Origin of the sequence: Mangrovihabitans endophyticus (assembly GCF_014646155.1) — a bacterium.
Taxonomy (GTDB): Bacteria; Actinomycetota; Actinomycetes; order Mycobacteriales; family Micromonosporaceae; genus Actinoplanes; species Actinoplanes endophyticus.
In genome coordinates, this window is sequence record NZ_BMMX01000013.1 from 117,581 (window position 1) to 134,403 (window position 16,823).

16 protein-coding genes and 1 pseudogene are annotated in these 16,823 nt (G+C 72.3%); 10 read left to right on the plus strand and 7 right to left on the minus strand.

Annotation, left to right across the window (positions count from 1 at the left end; all coding sequences use genetic code 11):
• Nucleotides 1–7 precede the first annotated feature (7 nt).
• Nucleotides 8–679 carry a potassium channel family protein gene (locus IEY73_RS16500; protein WP_189080093.1) on the minus strand — a complete coding sequence of 224 codons (672 nt, stop codon included), beginning with the start codon at nt 677–679 and terminating at the stop codon, nt 8–10.
• Nucleotides 672–2,012: a TrkH family potassium uptake protein gene (locus IEY73_RS16505; RefSeq protein ID WP_189080094.1), complete on the minus strand. Its 1,341-nt coding sequence runs from the start codon at nt 2,010–2,012 to the stop codon at nt 672–674. Before IEY73_RS16505 ends, IEY73_RS16500 begins: the two co-directional genes overlap by 8 nt.
• A 119-nt stretch (nt 2,013–2,131) precedes the next feature.
• Between IEY73_RS16505 and IEY73_RS16510 the strand changes: the two genes are divergently transcribed.
• The 5 genes from IEY73_RS16510 (at nt 2,132) to IEY73_RS16530 (ending at nt 6,713) form a co-directional block, all read left to right on the plus strand.
• Nucleotides 2,132–3,097 (plus strand): glycerophosphodiester phosphodiesterase, encoded by a 966-nt coding sequence (locus IEY73_RS16510; RefSeq protein WP_229715881.1) that lies wholly within the window; start codon nt 2,132–2,134, stop codon nt 3,095–3,097.
• 25 nt (nt 3,098–3,122) lie between these two features.
• Nucleotides 3,123–3,848, plus strand: a complete 726-nt coding sequence (locus tag IEY73_RS16515) for an SDR family NAD(P)-dependent oxidoreductase (protein WP_189080096.1) — start codon at nt 3,123–3,125, stop codon at nt 3,846–3,848.
• A 102-nt stretch (nt 3,849–3,950) separates the two neighbouring features.
• A complete protein-coding gene (locus tag IEY73_RS16520; protein ID WP_189080139.1) occupies nt 3,951–6,089 on the plus strand; it encodes a RecQ family ATP-dependent DNA helicase in 2,139 nt (712 codons plus the stop codon).
• A gap of 64 nt (nt 6,090–6,153) precedes the next feature.
• Nucleotides 6,154–6,471 (plus strand): metal-sensitive transcriptional regulator, encoded by a 318-nt coding sequence (locus IEY73_RS16525; protein ID WP_229715882.1) that lies wholly within the window; start codon nt 6,154–6,156, stop codon nt 6,469–6,471.
• A gap of 29 nt (nt 6,472–6,500) precedes the next feature.
• Nucleotides 6,501–6,713 carry a heavy-metal-associated domain-containing protein gene (locus IEY73_RS16530; protein WP_189080097.1) on the plus strand — a complete coding sequence of 71 codons (213 nt, stop codon included), beginning with the start codon at nt 6,501–6,503 and terminating at the stop codon, nt 6,711–6,713.
• Here IEY73_RS16530 and IEY73_RS16535 read toward each other — a convergent pair.
• A complete protein-coding gene (locus IEY73_RS16535) occupies nt 6,692–7,921 on the minus strand; it encodes a class I SAM-dependent methyltransferase (protein ID WP_189080098.1) in 1,230 nt (409 codons plus the stop codon). The genes IEY73_RS16530 and IEY73_RS16535 overlap by 22 nt on opposite strands.
• Nucleotides 7,922–8,048: 127 nt before the next feature.
• Here IEY73_RS16535 and IEY73_RS16540 point away from each other — a divergent pair, with 127 nt between their 5' ends.
• On the plus strand, nt 8,049–8,693 hold the full coding sequence (locus IEY73_RS16540) for a biliverdin-producing heme oxygenase (RefSeq protein ID WP_189080099.1): 645 nt from the start codon (nt 8,049–8,051) through the stop codon (nt 8,691–8,693).
• Nucleotides 8,690–8,989, plus strand: coding sequence for a DUF2470 domain-containing protein (locus IEY73_RS16545; protein WP_189080100.1), 300 nt, complete (start codon nt 8,690–8,692; stop codon nt 8,987–8,989). Before IEY73_RS16540 ends, IEY73_RS16545 begins: the two co-directional genes overlap by 4 nt.
• Before the next feature lie 97 nt (nt 8,990–9,086).
• Here IEY73_RS16545 and IEY73_RS16550 read toward each other — a convergent pair whose 3' ends face one another.
• The 3 genes from IEY73_RS16550 to IEY73_RS16560 all read right to left on the minus strand — a co-directional run bounded on the left by IEY73_RS16550 (nt 9,087) and on the right by IEY73_RS16560 (nt 12,041).
• Nucleotides 9,087–10,811 carry a DEAD/DEAH box helicase gene (locus tag IEY73_RS16550; protein ID WP_189080101.1) on the minus strand — a complete coding sequence of 575 codons (1,725 nt, stop codon included), beginning with the start codon at nt 10,809–10,811 and terminating at the stop codon, nt 9,087–9,089.
• 308 nt (nt 10,812–11,119) lie between these two features.
• Nucleotides 11,120–11,344: a DUF3107 domain-containing protein gene (locus tag IEY73_RS16555; RefSeq protein ID WP_189080102.1), complete on the minus strand. Its 225-nt coding sequence runs from the start codon at nt 11,342–11,344 to the stop codon at nt 11,120–11,122.
• A 37-nt stretch (nt 11,345–11,381) separates the two neighbouring features.
• The gene (locus IEY73_RS16560) at nt 11,382–12,041 is read right to left on the minus strand and encodes a TetR/AcrR family transcriptional regulator (protein ID WP_189080103.1); all 660 of its coding nucleotides are present in this window, start codon (nt 12,039–12,041) and stop codon (nt 11,382–11,384) included.
• Between the two features lie 236 nt (nt 12,042–12,277).
• Here IEY73_RS16560 and IEY73_RS16565 point away from each other — a divergent pair, with 236 nt between their 5' ends.
• The 3 genes from IEY73_RS16565 (at nt 12,278) to IEY73_RS16575 (ending at nt 16,350) form a co-directional block, all read left to right on the plus strand.
• Nucleotides 12,278–14,437, plus strand: a complete 2,160-nt coding sequence (locus tag IEY73_RS16565; RefSeq protein ID WP_189080104.1) for a Daple — start codon at nt 12,278–12,280, stop codon at nt 14,435–14,437.
• A complete protein-coding gene (locus tag IEY73_RS16570) occupies nt 14,437–15,393 on the plus strand; it encodes an alpha/beta fold hydrolase (RefSeq protein WP_189080105.1) in 957 nt (318 codons plus the stop codon). Before IEY73_RS16565 ends, IEY73_RS16570 begins: the two co-directional genes overlap by 1 nt.
• Before the next feature lie 69 nt (nt 15,394–15,462).
• Nucleotides 15,463–16,350, plus strand: coding sequence for a DUF3152 domain-containing protein (locus IEY73_RS16575; protein ID WP_189080106.1), 888 nt, complete (start codon nt 15,463–15,465; stop codon nt 16,348–16,350).
• A gap of 67 nt (nt 16,351–16,417) precedes the next feature.
• Here the strand turns inward: IEY73_RS16575 and IEY73_RS16580 are convergent.
• Nucleotides 16,418–16,823: pseudogene (locus IEY73_RS16580) on the minus strand (hypothetical protein); the annotation flags it as partial.

Consider the following 16,823-nt stretch of genomic DNA (forward strand, 5'->3'; position numbering starts at 1 on the left):
TGGCCGATCACGTCGACGCGGCGAACTGCTCCACCTTCTTGGTGTTCCCGGCCACGATCAGCAGGGCGCCGTCGGGCACCATGGTCTCCGGCCGCGCGTACGTGAAGTCCGTGCCGGGCATCTTGGTGCCTACGACCGTTATGCCCCACTTTGTGCGCAGCCCCGCATCGGCGAGGGTGCGGCCCGTGGCTTCGGCCGGCGCTCGCACCTTGGCAATCGCGAAGCCGTCGTCGAACTCGATGTAGTCCAGCATCCGTCCGGTCATCATGTGCGCGACTCGTTCACCCATCTCGGCCTCGGGATAGATCACGTGGTGCGCGCCGATGCGGGACAGGATGTGGCCGTGCTTGGCGCTGGTCGCCTTCGCCCAGATCTCCGGTACGCCCACCTCACTCAGCGACAACACGGACAGCACGCTGGTCTCCAGGTTGGTGCCGATGCCGACGACGGCACGCGGAAAATCCTGCACGCCGAGCTGCCGCAGGGTGTCGGTGTCGGTGGCGTCCGCCTCCACCACGTGGGTGAGGCGGTCCGCCCAGTCCTGCACGATTCTCTCGTCGGAATCGATGCCGAGCACTTCATGGCCGAGCGCCAGCAGGGACGCGGCGATCGCGCCGCCGAACCGGCCCAGCCCGATCACCACGACGTTGTCGCTGTGCGGGGATGTCGAATCAGCCAACGAGGGGTCGCTCCTCCGGGTATCGGTATTGGCGCCGACGGGTGTTCAGCGCGATCGCGGTGCCTACCGCGATCGTGCCTACCCGCCCGATGTACATCAAGGCGACGAGCACGAGCTGCGCCGACGGCGGCAGATCCGACGTTATGCCGGTGCTCAGCCCGACGGTGGCGAACGCGGACGTGACCTCGAACAGCGCCCGGTCGAACGGCACCCGCTCGTCCAGCAGGATGAGCGCGAGCGTGCCGGCTGCGACCAGGGCCACCCCGAGCAGCGCGACCGTGACGGCCTGCCGCTGGGTCTCCTCGGCGATCCGGCGATGCCGCACCACCACGTCGGGCTCGCCCCGGATCTCCGCCCAGATGACGAAGGCGAGCAGCAGGAAGGTGGTCACCTTGATGCCGCCGGCGGTGCTCGCCGTGCCGCCGCCGATGAACATCATGATGTTCGCGACCGCGATCGTCTGGCTGTGCATCATGCCCAGGTCGATGGTGTTGAAGCCGCCGGAGCGGGTCATCACGTCCTGAAAGAACGCGGCCAGCACCTTGGTGTTCGCGCCGAGCGGACCGAGCGTGTCCGGGTTGCTCCACTCGAAGACCAGGAACAGCAGCGACCCGGCGCTGGTCAGCAGCACCGTGCCCCAGACCGTCAGCCGTGTGTGCGTGGACCATCCGGCCGGTCGCCGGGCCTCGCGGGCGAGCTCGAACAGCACCGGGAATCCGATCGACCCGCCGAGCACACCCAGGGCCACCGGCAGGCAGATCCACCAGTCGTCGACGAACCGGACGAAGCTGTCCGGATAAAGGGTGAATCCGGCGTTGTTGAACGACTGCACGGCGTGGAACACGGCCTGGTACGCCGCCCGTCCCGGGGAATAGTCGTAGTGCAGCCAGAAGCGCAGCATCAGGATGGTCCCGATGATCGCCTCGGAGACGAACATGACCAGGGCGATCCGGATCAGGATGCCCCCGATGTTGCCGCCCGCCAATCCGGCGCTCTCGGCCTGGGCGATCAGCCGGTTGCGCAGCCGCAGCCGGCGCGACACCAGAAGGCTGAGCAGCGTCGCCAGCGTCATGATGCCGAACCCGCCGACCTGAGAGAGCACGGTGATCAGCACCTCGCCGAAGGTGGACCAGTACGTCGGCGTGTCGACCACGGTCAGCCCGGTCACGCAGACCGTGGAGGTGGCGGTGAACACCGCGACGACGAACGGCGCGCCGTGTGGCCCGGCGGTCGCGGCCGGCAGCATCATCAGCCCGGTGCCGAGGGCGATGATGCCGAGGAACGCCGTGGGCACGATGCGCGCCGGGTATCGCCACGGAGCGCGGTCGCGCATGCCGTTCTCCCTTCGACCATTGCTGACGGTCATCTCACCACAGGGTGACGTTCACCCTTTTGTCAGATCTCGCCCGCCGCGTCGTTGCCCGCCGCCGGTTGACTCATAACGTGACATCTGTGTCGACAGCGCCGCTGGTCATCGGCCACCGCGGCGCCTGCGGATACCGCCCGGAACACACCCTCGAGTCCTACCAGCTAGCCATCCGGCTGGGGGCCGACTACATAGAACCCGACCTGGTGTCGACCGCCGACGGCGTGTTGGTGGCGCGGCACGAGAACGAGATCTCCGGCACCACCGACGTGACGGCCAGGCCCGAGTTCGCCGACCGGCGTACCACCAAGATCATTGGCGGCCGGACGGTCACCGGCTGGTTCACCGAGGACTTCACGCTGGCCGAGCTGCGTACGCTGCGTGCAGTGGAGCGGTTGCCGAGCGTACGGCCGCAGAACACGCTGTTCGACGGTGAGTTCTCGATCCCGACCCTGCAGGAGATCCTCGATCTGGCCCGCGCCGAGGAACGCCGGCTGGGCCGGGCGATCGGGGTGTACCCGGAGACCAAGTTGCCCAGTCACTTCCAGTCGATCGGGCTGGCGCTCGAAGAGCCTCTGGTGTCCGCGCTGCACGCCAACGGCCTGACCGGCCCGTCCGCGCCGGTGCTGATCCAGTCGTTCGAGGCGGCCAACCTCCGCAAGCTGCGGTCGATGACCGACCTGCGCCTGATCCAATTGCTGGACGAGCCGGGCGACCTGCGGACCATCGCCGAGTACGCGTACGGCGTGGGCCCGGACAAGGATCTGATCGTGCCCCGCGACGCGGCCGGCCGCCTCCGTGCGCCGACCACGCTGGTGTCCGACGCGCACGCGGCCGGGCTGGCGGTGCACGCGTGGACGTTCCGGGCCGAGAACCCGTTCCTGCCGCTGGACCACCGGATCGGTGACAACCCGGCCGGGCGCGGCGACGGCATCGCCGAGTACGAGCTGTTCCTGCGCCTGGGCGTGGACGGGGTGTTCACCGATCATCCGGACACCGCCGTCGCCGCGATCAGCGCGATGCAGGGCCGCCCTATGCCCGTTCCGGTGTAGCGCCCGGCCCGGATAGGGTCGGGCCATGGCGAGACTCGCAGTGATCAGTGGCGGCGGCACCGGCATCGGGCGGGCGACCGCCGGGATGTTGGCCGGCGAGGGTTACGACGTCATCATCGTCGGCCGGCGCCCGCAGGTGCTGGCCGACGCGGTCAAGTGGATCGGCCCGCAGGCGAGCGCGGTCACCGCCGATCTGACCGATCCGGAGCAACTCCCGGCGGTGGTCGACGCGGTCGCCGGCCGGGCGGTGGATGTGCTGGTCAACAACGCCGGTGCCTACCTGTCCGGGGACGATTCGATGCTGGCCGGGGTGGCCGCGTGGTGGCGGGCGAACCTGGACTCGAACGTGCTGACCGCCGTGCTGCTCACCGAGGCGCTGCGGCCGCTGCTGCGGCGCCCGGGCGGGCGGATCATCCTGACCAGCTCCATCGCGGCGCAGCGTGGCGGGGGCGGCCCGTACTCGGCGGCGAAGGCCGCCCTGCACGGGTTCGTCCTCGATCTGGCGACCGAGCTGGGCGCGGAGGGCGTGACCGCGAATGTGATCTCCCCCGGCTACGTGGTCGACAGCGAGTTCTTCGCCGGCCGGATGACGCCCGAGGGTCACCGGCGGCGGATCGACGCCACCCTGGTCAACCGGCCCGGTGAGCCGTCCGACATCGCCGAGACGGTTCGATGGCTGGCCGGCCCGGGCGGCGGCTACGTGACCGGCCAGATCATCAACGTGAACGGGGGATCGGTGCTGGGTCGGTGAGCCGGTGCGGGCCGATTGTCGGTGGCGGCTGGTAGACATGCTGCCGTGAGTGAGACCGAGGCGGGCGCCGCGGCGGCGCGTGCGACCGTGGCGGAGGCGGCCGTGACGGAGGCGGAGCGTGCCGCCGTGCGTGAGTGCGCCGAGGAGGTGCTGCGGCGGCTGGCCGGTGCGCACGCCGTCCTGCGGGAGGATCAGTGGCGGGCGATCGAGGCGTTGGTCGTCGACCGGCGCCGGGTGCTCTGTGTGCAGCGCACCGGGTGGGGCAAGTCCGCGGTCTACTTCGTGGCGACCGCGTTGCTGCGTGACGGTCTCGCAGCCGAGGCCGAGGAGCCGCCCGCCGGCCCGACCGTGATCGTGTCGCCGTTGCTGGCTCTGATGCGCAACCAGGTGGAGGCCGCGGCCCGGGCCGGCATCCGCGCGCGCACCATCAACTCGGCGAACCTCGACGAGTGGTCGGAGATCACCGCGGAGATCCGTGCCGGGGCCGTCGACGTGCTGCTGATCAGCCCGGAGCGGCTGAACAACCCGGACTTCCGCGACAACGTGCTGCCCGACCTGGCCGCCAGCACCGGGCTGCTGGTGGTCGACGAGGCGCACTGCGTCTCCGACTGGGGGCACGACTTCCGGCCGGACTACCGTCGGCTGCGCACGTTCCTGGCGGGGCTCGGGGCGCGCATCCCGGTGCTGGCCACCACCGCCACGGCCAACGCCCGGGTCACCGCCGACGTCGCCGAGCAGTTGGGCGACGCGTTGGTGCTGCGCGGCCCGCTGGACCGCGAGTCGCTGCGCCTGGCGGTGGTCCCGCTGGCCGACCCGGCGCACCGGTTGGCCTGGCTCGCCGACCACCTGGAGGGGCTGGCCGGGTCCGGCATCGTCTACACGTTGACGGTCGCGGCGGCGCTGGAGACCGCGGAGTTCCTGCGTGGCCGCGGGTTCGCCGTGGCCGCCTACACCGGCCAGGTGGAGGACGCCGACCGGCGCGCCGCCGAGCAGGACCTGCTGGACAACAAGATCAAGGCGTTGATCGCCACGTCCGCGCTCGGCATGGGCTTTGACAAGCCGGATCTCGGCTTCGTCGTGCACCTGGGCGCGCCGCCGTCCCCGATCGCCTATTACCAGCAGGTGGGCCGGGCCGGGCGGGCGGTGGCGCACGCGGAGGTGGTGCTGCTGCCCGGCCGTGAGGACGCGGCGATCTGGCGTTACTTCGCCTCGCTCGCCTTTCCGCCGGAGGAGCAGGTGCGTGCGGTGCTGGCTCAGCTCGACACCGACCGGCCGCTGTCCACGCCCGCCCTGGAGCCGATGGTCGACCTGCGGCGCACCCGGCTGGAGCTGATGCTCAAGGTGCTGGACGTGGACGGGGCGGTCCGCCGGGTGCGCGGCGGCTGGGTGGCCACCGGTCAGCCATGGACCTACGACACCGCGCGCCTGCGGCGGGTTGCCGAGGCGCGCACCGCCGAGCAGCGCAGCATGGTGGACTACGCGGAGACCACCGGGTGCCGGATGGAGTTCCTGCGCCGCTGCCTGGACGACCCGGAGGCGACACCGTGCGGTCGCTGCGACACCTGCGCGGGTCCACAGTTCGACGCGGAGGTGACCGCGGCGACGCTGGCCGCCGCGCAGACCTTCCTGGGCCGGCCGGGTGTGGAGATCGGCCCGAAAAAGCAGTGGCCCACCGGCCTCTCGGCGGTCGGTGTGCAGCTCAAGGGGCGCATCCCGGCCGAGGAACAGGTGCTGCCCGGCCGGGCGGTCGGCCGCCTGTCGGATCTCGGCTGGGGCGGGCGCCTGCGCGGCCTGGTCGCTCCGGAGTCGCCGGACGGGCCGCTGCCCGACGCGCTCGCCGATGCGGTGGTCGAGGTGCTCAAGGCATGGGCGCACGGCGACGATCGCTGGGCGCAACGGCCCGCCGGCGTGGTCGCGGTCGGCTCCCATCGGCGGCCGGAGTTGGTCGGCAGCACCGCGGCGCGGATCGCCGCGGTCGGGCGGCTGCCGTTGCTGGGCGCGCTGGATCGGCGCGCCGGTGACGGTGGTGCCCGTGGCAACAGCGCCCAGCGGGTGCGTGCCCTGCACGACGCGTTCTCCGTGCCGCCCGAGGTGGGCGCCGGGCTCGCCGAGCTGGATGGGCCGGTCCTGCTGGTCGATGACCTGGTGGACTCCGGCTGGACCATGGTGCTGGCCGGGCGGGCACTGCGCCGGGCCGGCGCGCCGGCGGTGCTGCCGCTCGCGCTCGCGGTCGCCGGCTGAAGCGTCGCCGACCGAAAGGTCGCCGGACCGGCGTTGCATACCGGTGGGGGGTATTGTCGATGGCATGTCCACCGACGCTCCGTCCCACCACGAGGCCCACCCCGGCCCGCACGGCTATGCGGGCAACAAGCAGGCTCTGCTCGGCCGACTGCGCCGGATCGAGGGGCAGATCCGAGGGCTGCAACGCATGGTCGATGAGGACACCTATTGCATCGACGTGCTGACGCAGATCTCCGCGGCCAAGAGCGCCTTGCAGGCGGTCGCCGTCGGGCTGCTGGAGGACCACCTGGCCCACTGCGTCGTCGACGCCGCCCGGGCAGGCGACCCCACCGAGAAGGTCAAGGAAGCCTCCGACGCGGTCGCCCGGCTGATCCGCTCCTGACACCTACCGACGTCACGAAACGAGGAACCATGGCGATGACCAGCACCTACCACGTCACCGGGATGACCTGCGAGCACTGCGTGCGGGCGGTGACAAGCGAGATCTCCGGCCTCGCCGGAGTGCGCGACGTGCAGGTCGACCTGGGCAGCGGCACGGTCACCGTGCAAAGCGACGCACCACTGTCCGACGACGAGATCCGCGCCGCGGTCGACGAGGCCGGCTACGAGGTCGCCGGCGTCTGATCCGCCCGGGGGTTTTCCGCCGTCGGGTCTCCCGCTGCGGGTGGGGCGGCGGTGGTGGCCGGTGCGATCATCAGAGCCAGCGCCGGCGTCACGCCCCACGCCGTGGTGAGGGCGTCGTAGTCGGCCGGGTCGCCGCGCTGACCGGTGTGCCGGGCCCGCAGCAACAGGTTGCGCGGCGTGTGCGCCGAGTCGGTGAACTCCACCACGTCCACCCGGTACCCGTGCTGTCGCAGCAGGCTGGCGCGCAGCGTGTCGGTCAGCACGTCCGCGAAGCGTTCCCGCAGGATCGCATGCCGGGTCATCTCGCCGTACGCCTCGGGTGCCGACCCCCGTTTGAGCTGCGCCGCGATGTCGTGGTGGCAGCACGGCGCGGCCAGCACCCAGCGTGCGCCCCACCGCACGGCACGGGCCAGCGCCTGGTCCGTAGCGGTGTCGCAGGCGTGCAGGGCGAGCACCAGTTCCGGCGTCGGGTCCACCACGGCGTCGTCGATGCTGCCGGCCACGAATGTCACCTCGTCGGCGCATCCGAGCCGCCGCGCGATGTCGGCGTTGCGGGCGCGCTGGTCCGCGCGCACGTCCACGCCGACGACCCGCGCCTTGATGCCACGATCGCGCAGATAGCGGTACGCGGCGAAGGTCAGGTACGCGTTCCCGCACCCGAGATCGACCACGTGCAGCGGCGACGGCAGGTGCTGCGGGTCCCCGGGCAGCGTGGCCGCCAGCGCGCGCAGGAAGGCGTCCACCTGCCGGCGTTTGGCGGCGGTGCCGCCGAGAACCGTGAACAACGGATCGCCCGGATCGAGCAGCCACTGCTTGACCCTGTCGTGGCCGGGCGCCGGGCCGTCCGCCACCAGGTGGCCGTCCGCCGCCGACCGGTGCACCTGCGCGTCCCCCTTCTTGGTGACCCGCACCTGCATGGTGAGCGCCGTGGTCTGCACGTGCCAGTTGCCGAACGGCTCGGTCAGCAGCGCGTCCACCGCCCGCGCGGCCTCGGCGCCGTACGCGACGTTGCGGGTGTACGGCCGGGACCCGTCATCGGTCACGATCTGCAGCCGGGTGCCGCCCTTCACCGCCACCGGCCGCACCTCGGCCCGTCCCATCGAGGGGGCGGCGCCGCGCTGCCGCCCGGCCGCGACGGCGCGCCGCAGGTCCGGGGCGAGCAGAAGGTCGCGCACCTGCGCGAGGGCGGTGTCGAGCGGTTCCGGCATGCCACCATTCTGCTCCGCGGGCCGATCGTCGGCGGATCATCCCCGTCCCGTTTCGCTGCGTTCGCCATCGGGTAGCTTCGCTGACTCGGCGGGAAGCCTGACTCGGCGGGGAAGGGGGTGCCGCGCGATGGCGCTGACGGCCGATTCGCCGCTGTCGGCACGGGTACGTGCGGACACCCGCACCGACCACGACGCCGCCCAGCGCAGCGGCTTCCTGGACGCCCTGGCGGCCGGCCGGTTACCCCGCGCGGCGTACACGGACCTGGCCGCCCAGCACTGGCACATCTACCGGGCGCTGGAACAGGCCGCGGCGAGGATGGCGGCGGATCCGGTCGCCGGCCGGTTCGTGGCCGCCGAACTCACCCGCGTGCCCGCGCTCACCGCCGACCTGCACTTCCTGGCCGGGAGGCGGTGGCATCGGCGGCTCGCCGCGTTGCCCGCCACCCTGGCCTACCGGCGACGCCTGCACGAGGTGGCGGCCGTGCACCCGCCGTCCTTCGTGGCGCACCACTACACCCGCTACATGGGTGATCTTTCCGGCGGGCAGTACCTCGGGCCGGTCATCGCCCGCGCGTACGGACTGGACGGCGACGGGCACCGGTTCTTCGTCTTCGACGGGGTCGACCCGGCGGCGTTCCGGGCCGGCTACCGCCGCCTGCTCGACGCGGCGCCGTGGGGCGGTGCCGAACAGGACACGTTTCTCGACGAGGTGGCCGTCGCCTACCGTCTCACCATCGATGTCTTGGACGAGTTGCGGGAGCGCTGGGAATGAGTGACGTGTTCGAGCCCGAGGTGGTGGCCCAGGTCGCCCGGCACATGAACGACGATCACGCGGGCGACAACGTCACCATCGTGCGCGGCCTCGGCGGCGTCCCGGAGGCCACCGCCGCCCGGATGTCGGGGATGGACGCCGACGGCATCGAGTTCGCCGCCGCGGTGGACGGCGTGGAGGTGCCGGTGCGCATCCCGTTCGCCGAGCGGCTGACCGACCGGGCCCAGATCCGCGTGGCGGTGGTCCGCATCTATCACGAGGCCTGCGCCGCGTTGGGCGTGCCGCCGCACGACTGAACCCTTTCCACGCGGCCAGGGCGGCTGCTCCCGGCGCAGGTCAACGGCCCGGCGCAGGTCGGGCCCGACGCCGGGTGGAAAAGGTTCACCGGACGGTTCAGGCGGTGGTGCCGACGCCCGCCTCGGAACCGCCGCTCATCTCACCGCCGGGCTGGTCCCCGCCGTCGGTGGGTCCGCTGCCGCCCGTGTCGCCGCCACGACCGCGCCCGCCGCGGCGGCGTCGCCGGGGTCGCCGCGGTTCCCCGCTGTCCGTTCCGTCGTCCGCCGCGCCGGTTGCCGGACGGGTCGCTGCGGGGCCGTCGCCGGGCTCGATGCTGCCGGTGCTCTCCTGGGTGCCGGTCCGGGTGGCCCGGTCGGTGCCGGCCGGGTCACCGGTGACGGTCTCGCCCGCGCGGCGCCGACGACGCCGGCGAGGGCTGCGCTCGGCGGGGGCGTCATCGGCGACGGCGGGCTCGTCGCGCCGCCCGCGGCCGGGCCGGCGCCCTCGGCGGCGTCCCCCGCCGAGATCCTCCTCGACCTCGGCGGACAGGCCGGCCCGGGTGCGGCCCGCGGTGGGCAGCGTGCCGGACACGTCGTGGGGGATCTCCAAGTCGGCGTAGAGCGCGTCGGAGGTGTGGTAGGTCTCCGGCGGTTGCGGCATGTTCAGGTTCATCGACTTGTCGATGAGCGCCCATCGGGGCATGTCTTCCCAGTCCACGAACGTGACGGCGACGCCGGTGGCGCCGGCCCGGCCGGTGCGTCCGATGCGGTGCGTGTAGGTGTCCGGATCCTCCGGACAGTCGTAGTTGATCACGTGGGTGACGCCGGAGACGTCCAGCCCGCGGGCCGCGACGTCGGTGGCGACCAGCACGTCGATCTTGCCGGTGCGGAAGGCGCGCAGAGCCCGCTCCCGAGCTCCCTGCCCCAGGTCGCCGTGCACGGCGGCGACGGCGAACCCCCGGAAGTCCAGGTCCTCCGCGACGCGGTCGGCGGCTCGCTTGGTGCGTACGAAGATCATCGTGAGACCGCGCTCGCGAGCCTGCAGGATGCGGGCCACCATCTCCAGCTTGTTCAGCGGGTGGGTGCGGTAGACCACCTGCTTGGTCAGCGGCGACGGGCCGGTGTCGGCGGTGTGGCCGGCGTGGATGGTGACCGGGTGGTGCAGGAACCGGCGGGACAGCGCGACGATCGGATCCGGCATGGTCGCCGAGAACAGCATGGTCTGACGCTGCTCGGGCAGCATCGCCAGGATCTTCTCCACGTCGTCCAGGAAGCCCAGGTCGAGCATGCGGTCGGCCTCGTCCAGCACGAGGGCCTTGATCCCGCCGAGCTTGAGCTGCTTCTGCTTCGCCAGGTCGAGGAGCCGCCCCGGCGTGCCGACGAGGATCTCCACGCCCTTTTTCAGGGCTTCCACCTGCGGCTCATAGGCGACGCCACCATAGATCGGCAGCACGCGCACGCCGCGGGTGATGCCGGCCGCGGCCAGGTCACGGGCGACCTGCAGGCCCAGCTCCCGGGTCGGCACCACGACCAGGGCCTGCGGCCTGCCGTCGGCGCCCTCGGCCGGGGAGGTCACGCTCTCCAGCAGGGGCAGCCCGAAGCCCAGCGTCTTGCCGGTGCCGGTGGGTGCCTGACCGATCAGGTCGGTGCCGCGCAACGCGATCGGGAGGGCGTACTCCTGGATCGCGAAAGCCCTGGTTATCCCGGCTGCGGCAAGGGCCTCCACGGTCTCCGCCCGGACGCCGAGCTCGGCGAAGGTCGGGCTGTCGGAGTGGACGGGGGCGCGGTGCAGGGCGGGTACCAGGGCGGTTTCGTGTTCTTCGGTGTTTTCTCTGTCGGTCATGAAGTTCTACGGGTGCCTCTCGTGGTGCGCCCGTCGAAGTCCTGGGCGCGGTATGGGTAGAGCGGGCCACACGCGAGAAACCACTCGCGGGCCGCACGCACATCGCCGCGGCGAGATGGTGATCATTGCGGGACGGGACATCCCACCGGGGTGCCCCGCCGTCGGGATCATCTCGACGTCGCCGGCGACGTTTCCTGGCCACTCTACCTGATGACGAGGTCGCCTACCCGGGTCGAAACGCAAGCCAGGGGCGCTCCCGTCGATCGACGGGAGCGCCCCTGGCGAATCCCTCGCTGCGGCCGCCGTTGTCAGCGGCTGGTGAAACCGAACGGCCGGTTGGAGCTCTCCGCGATCTCCACGTACGCCAATTTGGCGACCGGCACGATGACCTTGCGGCCCTTCTCGTCCGTGAGCGACAGAACGCTGTCCTTGGCCAGGGCCTCGGTCACGACCTGCTCGACCTCCGCCGGGGTCTGGGCGCTCTCGAGCGTCAGCTCACGCGGCGCGTACTGCACGCCGATCTTGACCTCCACGGGGTCCTCCCTCTCCAATGTCTTCCGCCTATGAAGGCTAGCCGATTTCGGGCGGCGTTCCGGCTGAAGACCCGCCCTGTAAGGGGAAGCTCGCGATGCCGCGCCAGATCAGGGCCGCGACCAGGCCCTCCGCCTCGTCCTTGGAGGTCTGTCGCCCGGCGGCCAGCCAGTACTGCGCGGACTGCCCGGCGGCGCCCACCAGGCCGGAGGCGAGCAGCTCGGCGCTGGCCTGGCTCAGCCCGGTGTCCGAGATGATGGTGTCGGTGACCGCCGCGATGCAGCCCTGCTCGACACGTTCCACCCGCTGCCGCACGGACGGGTCGTTGCGCAGGTCCGACTCGAAGACCAGCCGGAACGCCTCGCTCTCATGATCGACGAAGTCGAAGTACGCGCGGACCGCGCCGCGTACTCGCTCCCTGTTGTCCTGGGTGGCGAGCATGGCGCTGCGGACCTTGGCGATGATCGCATCGCAGTGCGTGTCCAGCAGCGCCAGATAGAGTTCCAGCTTGCCGGGGAAGTGCTGGTAGAGCACGGGCTTGGAGACGCCGGCCCGCTCGGCGATGTCGTCCATCGCGGCCGCGTGATACCCCTGTGCGACGAAAATCTGCTGAGCCGCGGCCAACAGTTGCTTACGGCGTGCGGAGCGCGGCAGACGTGTGGGGCGCGCGGTCTGTGCGTCGCTGGACGCAGCGGCCATGTCGATCCCTCCCAGACTTCGCTCTGCCCGGATTGCCCGGTCAGCCGTGGATCCCAAACGGGGTGGGCAATTGTCGTGACGCTGCAACTTATCGCTACCGGAACCACACGGTAGCCTCAGCGGTGGTGAGCGAGGAGCGCGCGGTGGATGAAACAGGGCATTCCGGTGAAACCGGGGCTGCGGATGGCGGTCCCGGAGCCGACGCGCGTGATCGCCCGCACGTGAACGGCTGGGCCATGTCAGACGGCCCGTGGTCGAACACGAGCACCGCGTTCGACATGCAGGGCGATGGTTCCCCGTGGCGATGGCAGGCATCGGAGCCCCGGCCGTACGGCACGCCCCAGGACCAGCGTTATGACGATCAACACCGCGACGATCAACACCGCGACGAGGAGCGGACCGGGGCGGGGGGTCGTCCACCGTACGGGGACGGCGGTCGTCCCTCCTTCGGGCAGAGTTCCCGGCCCCCGTTCGGCGACGACCGGCGGCCCGGTCGCGGGTTCGGCGACGGCGCGCAGCCGGACGCCGACGCCTCCGACGGCCAATCGCCGGCACCGGACCCGGCCCGCTCCGATCCGCCCCGATGGGAGCCGGGGCGCCCGTCCGGCGCGGTCTACGAGATGCGGGAGATGCGGCCGTTCGCCGGGCCGGGCCGGCCGTCCGGAGGCGAATCGTTCCCCTCGGCCGCTCGTTCTCCCCACACACCGCCTCCGTCCCCGGGGGCCGACGACGAAAGGCGGGGAATGCTCCGCGGAGTGGACGCCGTGCCGACGCCCGACAGCGCACCGCCGTACCCCTACGAGGGTGATCTCGACGAGGCGCCGCGCGGCGCCGCGCATCAGCGTGCGGCCGTGCCGCTGGAGCGTCCGTCGGCATCGTTCGGGCCCGGGTCGCCGTCGGTGATGCGCCCGGCGGCGAGCGAGCGCGGCGACTGGAACACCGCCGAGTCCGCTCGTCATGCGCTGGAGCCCGGCACCCCGCCGGAGGGTTTCCCGCACGTCGGCGGTGAGGCGGATCAGTCCGGTTCCGGGCTGGCCCCGCCGCGCGGTCCGGAGGGATATGACGCGCTGCGGTCGCTGCGCCGTGGCCGCTTCGAGGAGCCCGGCGCCACGTACGGCACACCGGCCCCGCAGGCCGGGCCGTCCGGAGGTGCCGGGGCGAGGGCGCTTCCCCAGCGCGTCCCCGCCCAGCCGGACGTGCCGGCCGTGCCGGAGCCGTCGGCCAGCGAGCCGCCCGCCGAGACGCCCGAGCTGGCGCGGATCGCCACGCACCTGCGCCGTGGGGACGTCTTTCCGGCGCAGGACCGCGAGGAAGGCTTTGACGTCAACGCCATCCTGGCCGCGGTGCGCGAGGTCGACGGCGTCCGGGATGCCTCCCTGCGGGCCACCCCGGCGGGTGCGCACAGCCTGCGCCTGGACCTGTCCGAGGGCGCCGACCCGGCCGAGGTGAGTCGGCAGGTCGCGCGGCTGCTGCAGGACCGGATGGGACTGGACGCCGCGATGAAGGGTGCCGAGGGCATGCCGTCGGCACCGTTGCCGCCGCCTGCCGCCGGCTTGCCGTCGCTGGCCGGCTCGTCGTCGGCGGCCAGTTCGCCACCGGCGCCCGGCCTGGTCCCGGCCCAGCCGGAACCGTCCCGCCCCGCCCCGTCGGGTTCCGCCCGGGTTCCCGCACGACCGCAGCCGCAGCCGCAACAGCCACCGTCGCCGCAGCCACCGGCGCGGGAACGGCCTCCGGAGCCGGCGTTGCGTCCGGAACCATCCGCACCGCCCGCGTCCGGGGCTTACGGCCGCCCCGGGACGCTGGAGGAGAGCCCGGCGCCGGAGCCTCGCTTTCCGATGTCACCCGCGGGGTCCACCGAGACCCGGCAGCGCACGGTGGGCGCCCCGCCGGTCGCCGAACCGCCGGCGCCCCAGGACATGGTGCACGGCACCGCTGAGACCGTCGGCGAGGAATCCGTCGCCCCCCGGCCGCTCGACGTTGGCGATCAGCCCGGTCCGCGAGTGGTGATCGAGAACGTGCAGATCACCACGTACGGTCCGGAGGCGAACGTAGAGGTGCGACTGGCCGCCGGGCGGCATGAGGCCGTCGGCGAGGCGACCGGTCCGGCGGTCGACGGCTACCTCCTGCGGCTGTGCGCCTTCGCCACCACCCGGGCACTGGACGAGTTGCTGGCCACCTCCGAGCACGAGGACGGCCCGGCGCGGTGCTTCGTCGAGCAGGCCACCGTGGTGCCCTTCGGCACCACGCGCGTGGCGGTCGTGGTGTTGCTGCTGTCCTGCGGCACCTGGGCCGAGCAGTTGTCGGGCTCCGCCGTGGTGGACGGCGACGACCGGCAGGCCGCGGTGCGTGCCACCCTCGCCGCGGTCAACCGGCGTCTTGAGGCTCTCCTGTCCTGATGAAGGGCGCGCGGCTCGCGGCCGACGAAGCGCTGCCCCACGCGGGTGCCCCCCAACCGTGGCCGGCCCGGCAGATCGTGGTGGGCGGTGCCATGCTGCAGGTCCGCGACACCCCGGCCACCTCGCCGAACGCCGAACCGGCCGTCTACGTGCACGGGCTGGGCGGCTCCTCGCAGAACTTCACCGATGTGGCCGGACTGCTCGCCGGCCATCTCGACGCCCTGGCGGTGGACCTGCCCGGCTTCGGCTACAGCGATCCCGCCCGCAGCTACTCGGTCCGGGCCTTCGCCGACACCCTCATCGCCTGCCTGGAGCATTCGGGACGGGGCGCGGTGCATCTGATCGGCAATTCGCTCGGCGGCGCCATCGCGGTGCGGGCGGCGGCCGTGCGCCCCGATCTGGTCCGCACTCTCACCCTGATTTCGCCGGCCATGCCGTTCCTCGACCTGCGGCGCACCGCCCAGGGCCCGGTGGTGCCGCTGCTCGCGCTGCCCCGCGCGGATCGGTTGCTGGCCTGGCAGATGGGTCGCCTGAGCGTCGAGGAGATGGCCGAGCAGGTGCTCGTCGCGTGCTTCGGTGACACGTCGCGAGTGAGCGCACAGCGCCGGGCGGAGGCAATTGAGGAGATCAAACTCCGGTACACCGTCGACCACTATCCGCAGGCGTACCTGAGCACCCTGCGTGGGCTGGTCTCCACGTTCATCCGCGCCTACCTGCCGGGCGCCAACTCGCAGTGGCGGATCGCCGGGCGGATCACCGCGCCGACGCTGGTCATCGGCGGGCTGAACGACCGGCTCATCGACACCCGTGTGCCACCGCAGGTCGCCGCGCGCATCCCGGACAGCCGGCTGCTGATCCTGCCGGGCGTCGGTCACGTGGCGCAGATGGAAGTGCCCCGGCTGGTGGCGCGGGCGATCGTCGGGATGCTCGACGACGTACGCGCGACGGTGGGCTGACCGCGCGCGGCATCGACATCCGCAGGTACGTGCCGACAGTGACCGCCGTGTATGGCATCGTTACCGTCGATGATCGACACCGGCGGCATGGCGGCTGTCACCTCCGCCGTGGTGCGTCACGGCCGGTGGCACCGATGGGCGCTGCCGCTGGCCGGTGCGGTGCTCGTGCTCGTCGCGGGCGCGGTCTTCGGCCAGCGCCCGTCTGCCACGTCGGCGTCCGCCGCGCCCTCGGCCGCCCCCGGTGCGTCGCCCTCCGCTGCCTCGTCGCCTGCCGCTCCTCCTTCTCCGGCAGCCCCGTCGTCCTCCTCATCCGAGCCCCCGTCACCGGAGCCGCTCCTGGCCGAGAGCCTGCCCGCGCTGGTCGGCCCGGTTCCCTCGCACGGCGCCGGAAATTTCCGGTACGCCGCCGCGGGCACCGGGATCCGCGGCACGGCGGGCAGGTTACGCCGATACCAAGTGGCCGTGGAGAACGGCAGCGGCGAGGACCTGGACGCCTTCGCCGGCGTGGTGGACGCCGTGCTCGGCGATCCGCGCAGTTGGGTCGGCGGCGGTGACCTGCGGCTGCAGCGTGTGGGTCGCGACGACGACCACGATTTCACCGTATTCCTGGCCACCCGGGACACCGCCGGCCGGATGTGCCGCAACGGCGGCGTCAACGTCACGGTCGGCGGTCGGCCCTACACCTCGTGCCGGGTCACCGGCAAGGCGATCATCAACCTCGACCGATGGCGGCTCTCCGCCAAGCCGTACGTGGCGGCCGGTACGCCGCTCGCGCGGTACCGGGAATACGTGATCAACCACGAGGTGGGGCACGAACTCGGCCATCACCACGAGGGGTGCCCGAAGCGGGGTGGCCCGGCCCCCGTGATGGTGCAGCAGACGCTGACGTTGCGCGGCTGCCGCCCGTATGCGTGGCCTCGTCTCAACGGCGGAGAGCTGACCGGACCGGCGCTGTGACCAGCGCACACTCTGCCCCGTAGGTCGCGAATCGCCTGTCCCGAGCGGCTCATCATGGCAGTCTGGCCTATGTTATGGCAAAGGCGACGAATCGTTCCGAGGGAACCCCGGCGCGTGGCGGTGGCTCGCCCGGGAAGACCCGTGACTCGGCCGCCCCCGCGAGCGGCGGAGGCCGGGCCGTGGCGCCCACGCGCCGGAATGCCTCGCCGACCGCGGCCGCGCCGGCCAAACGAGCCACCACCACCAAGCGAACCGGTCCGGCCAAGCGGACGGCTGCCAAGAGCGCCCCCGCGAAAAGCGCCCCCACCAAGAACGCGTCGGCGGCCCGGACTCCCGCTACGAGGGCACCGGCGAAGAAGACGACGGCCGCAGCCGGGCCGGCGAAGAAGGCGGCTCCGGCGAAGAAGGCGGCTCCGGCGAAGAAGGCGGCTCCGGCGAAGAAGGCGGCTCCGGCGAAGAAGGCGGCTCCGGCG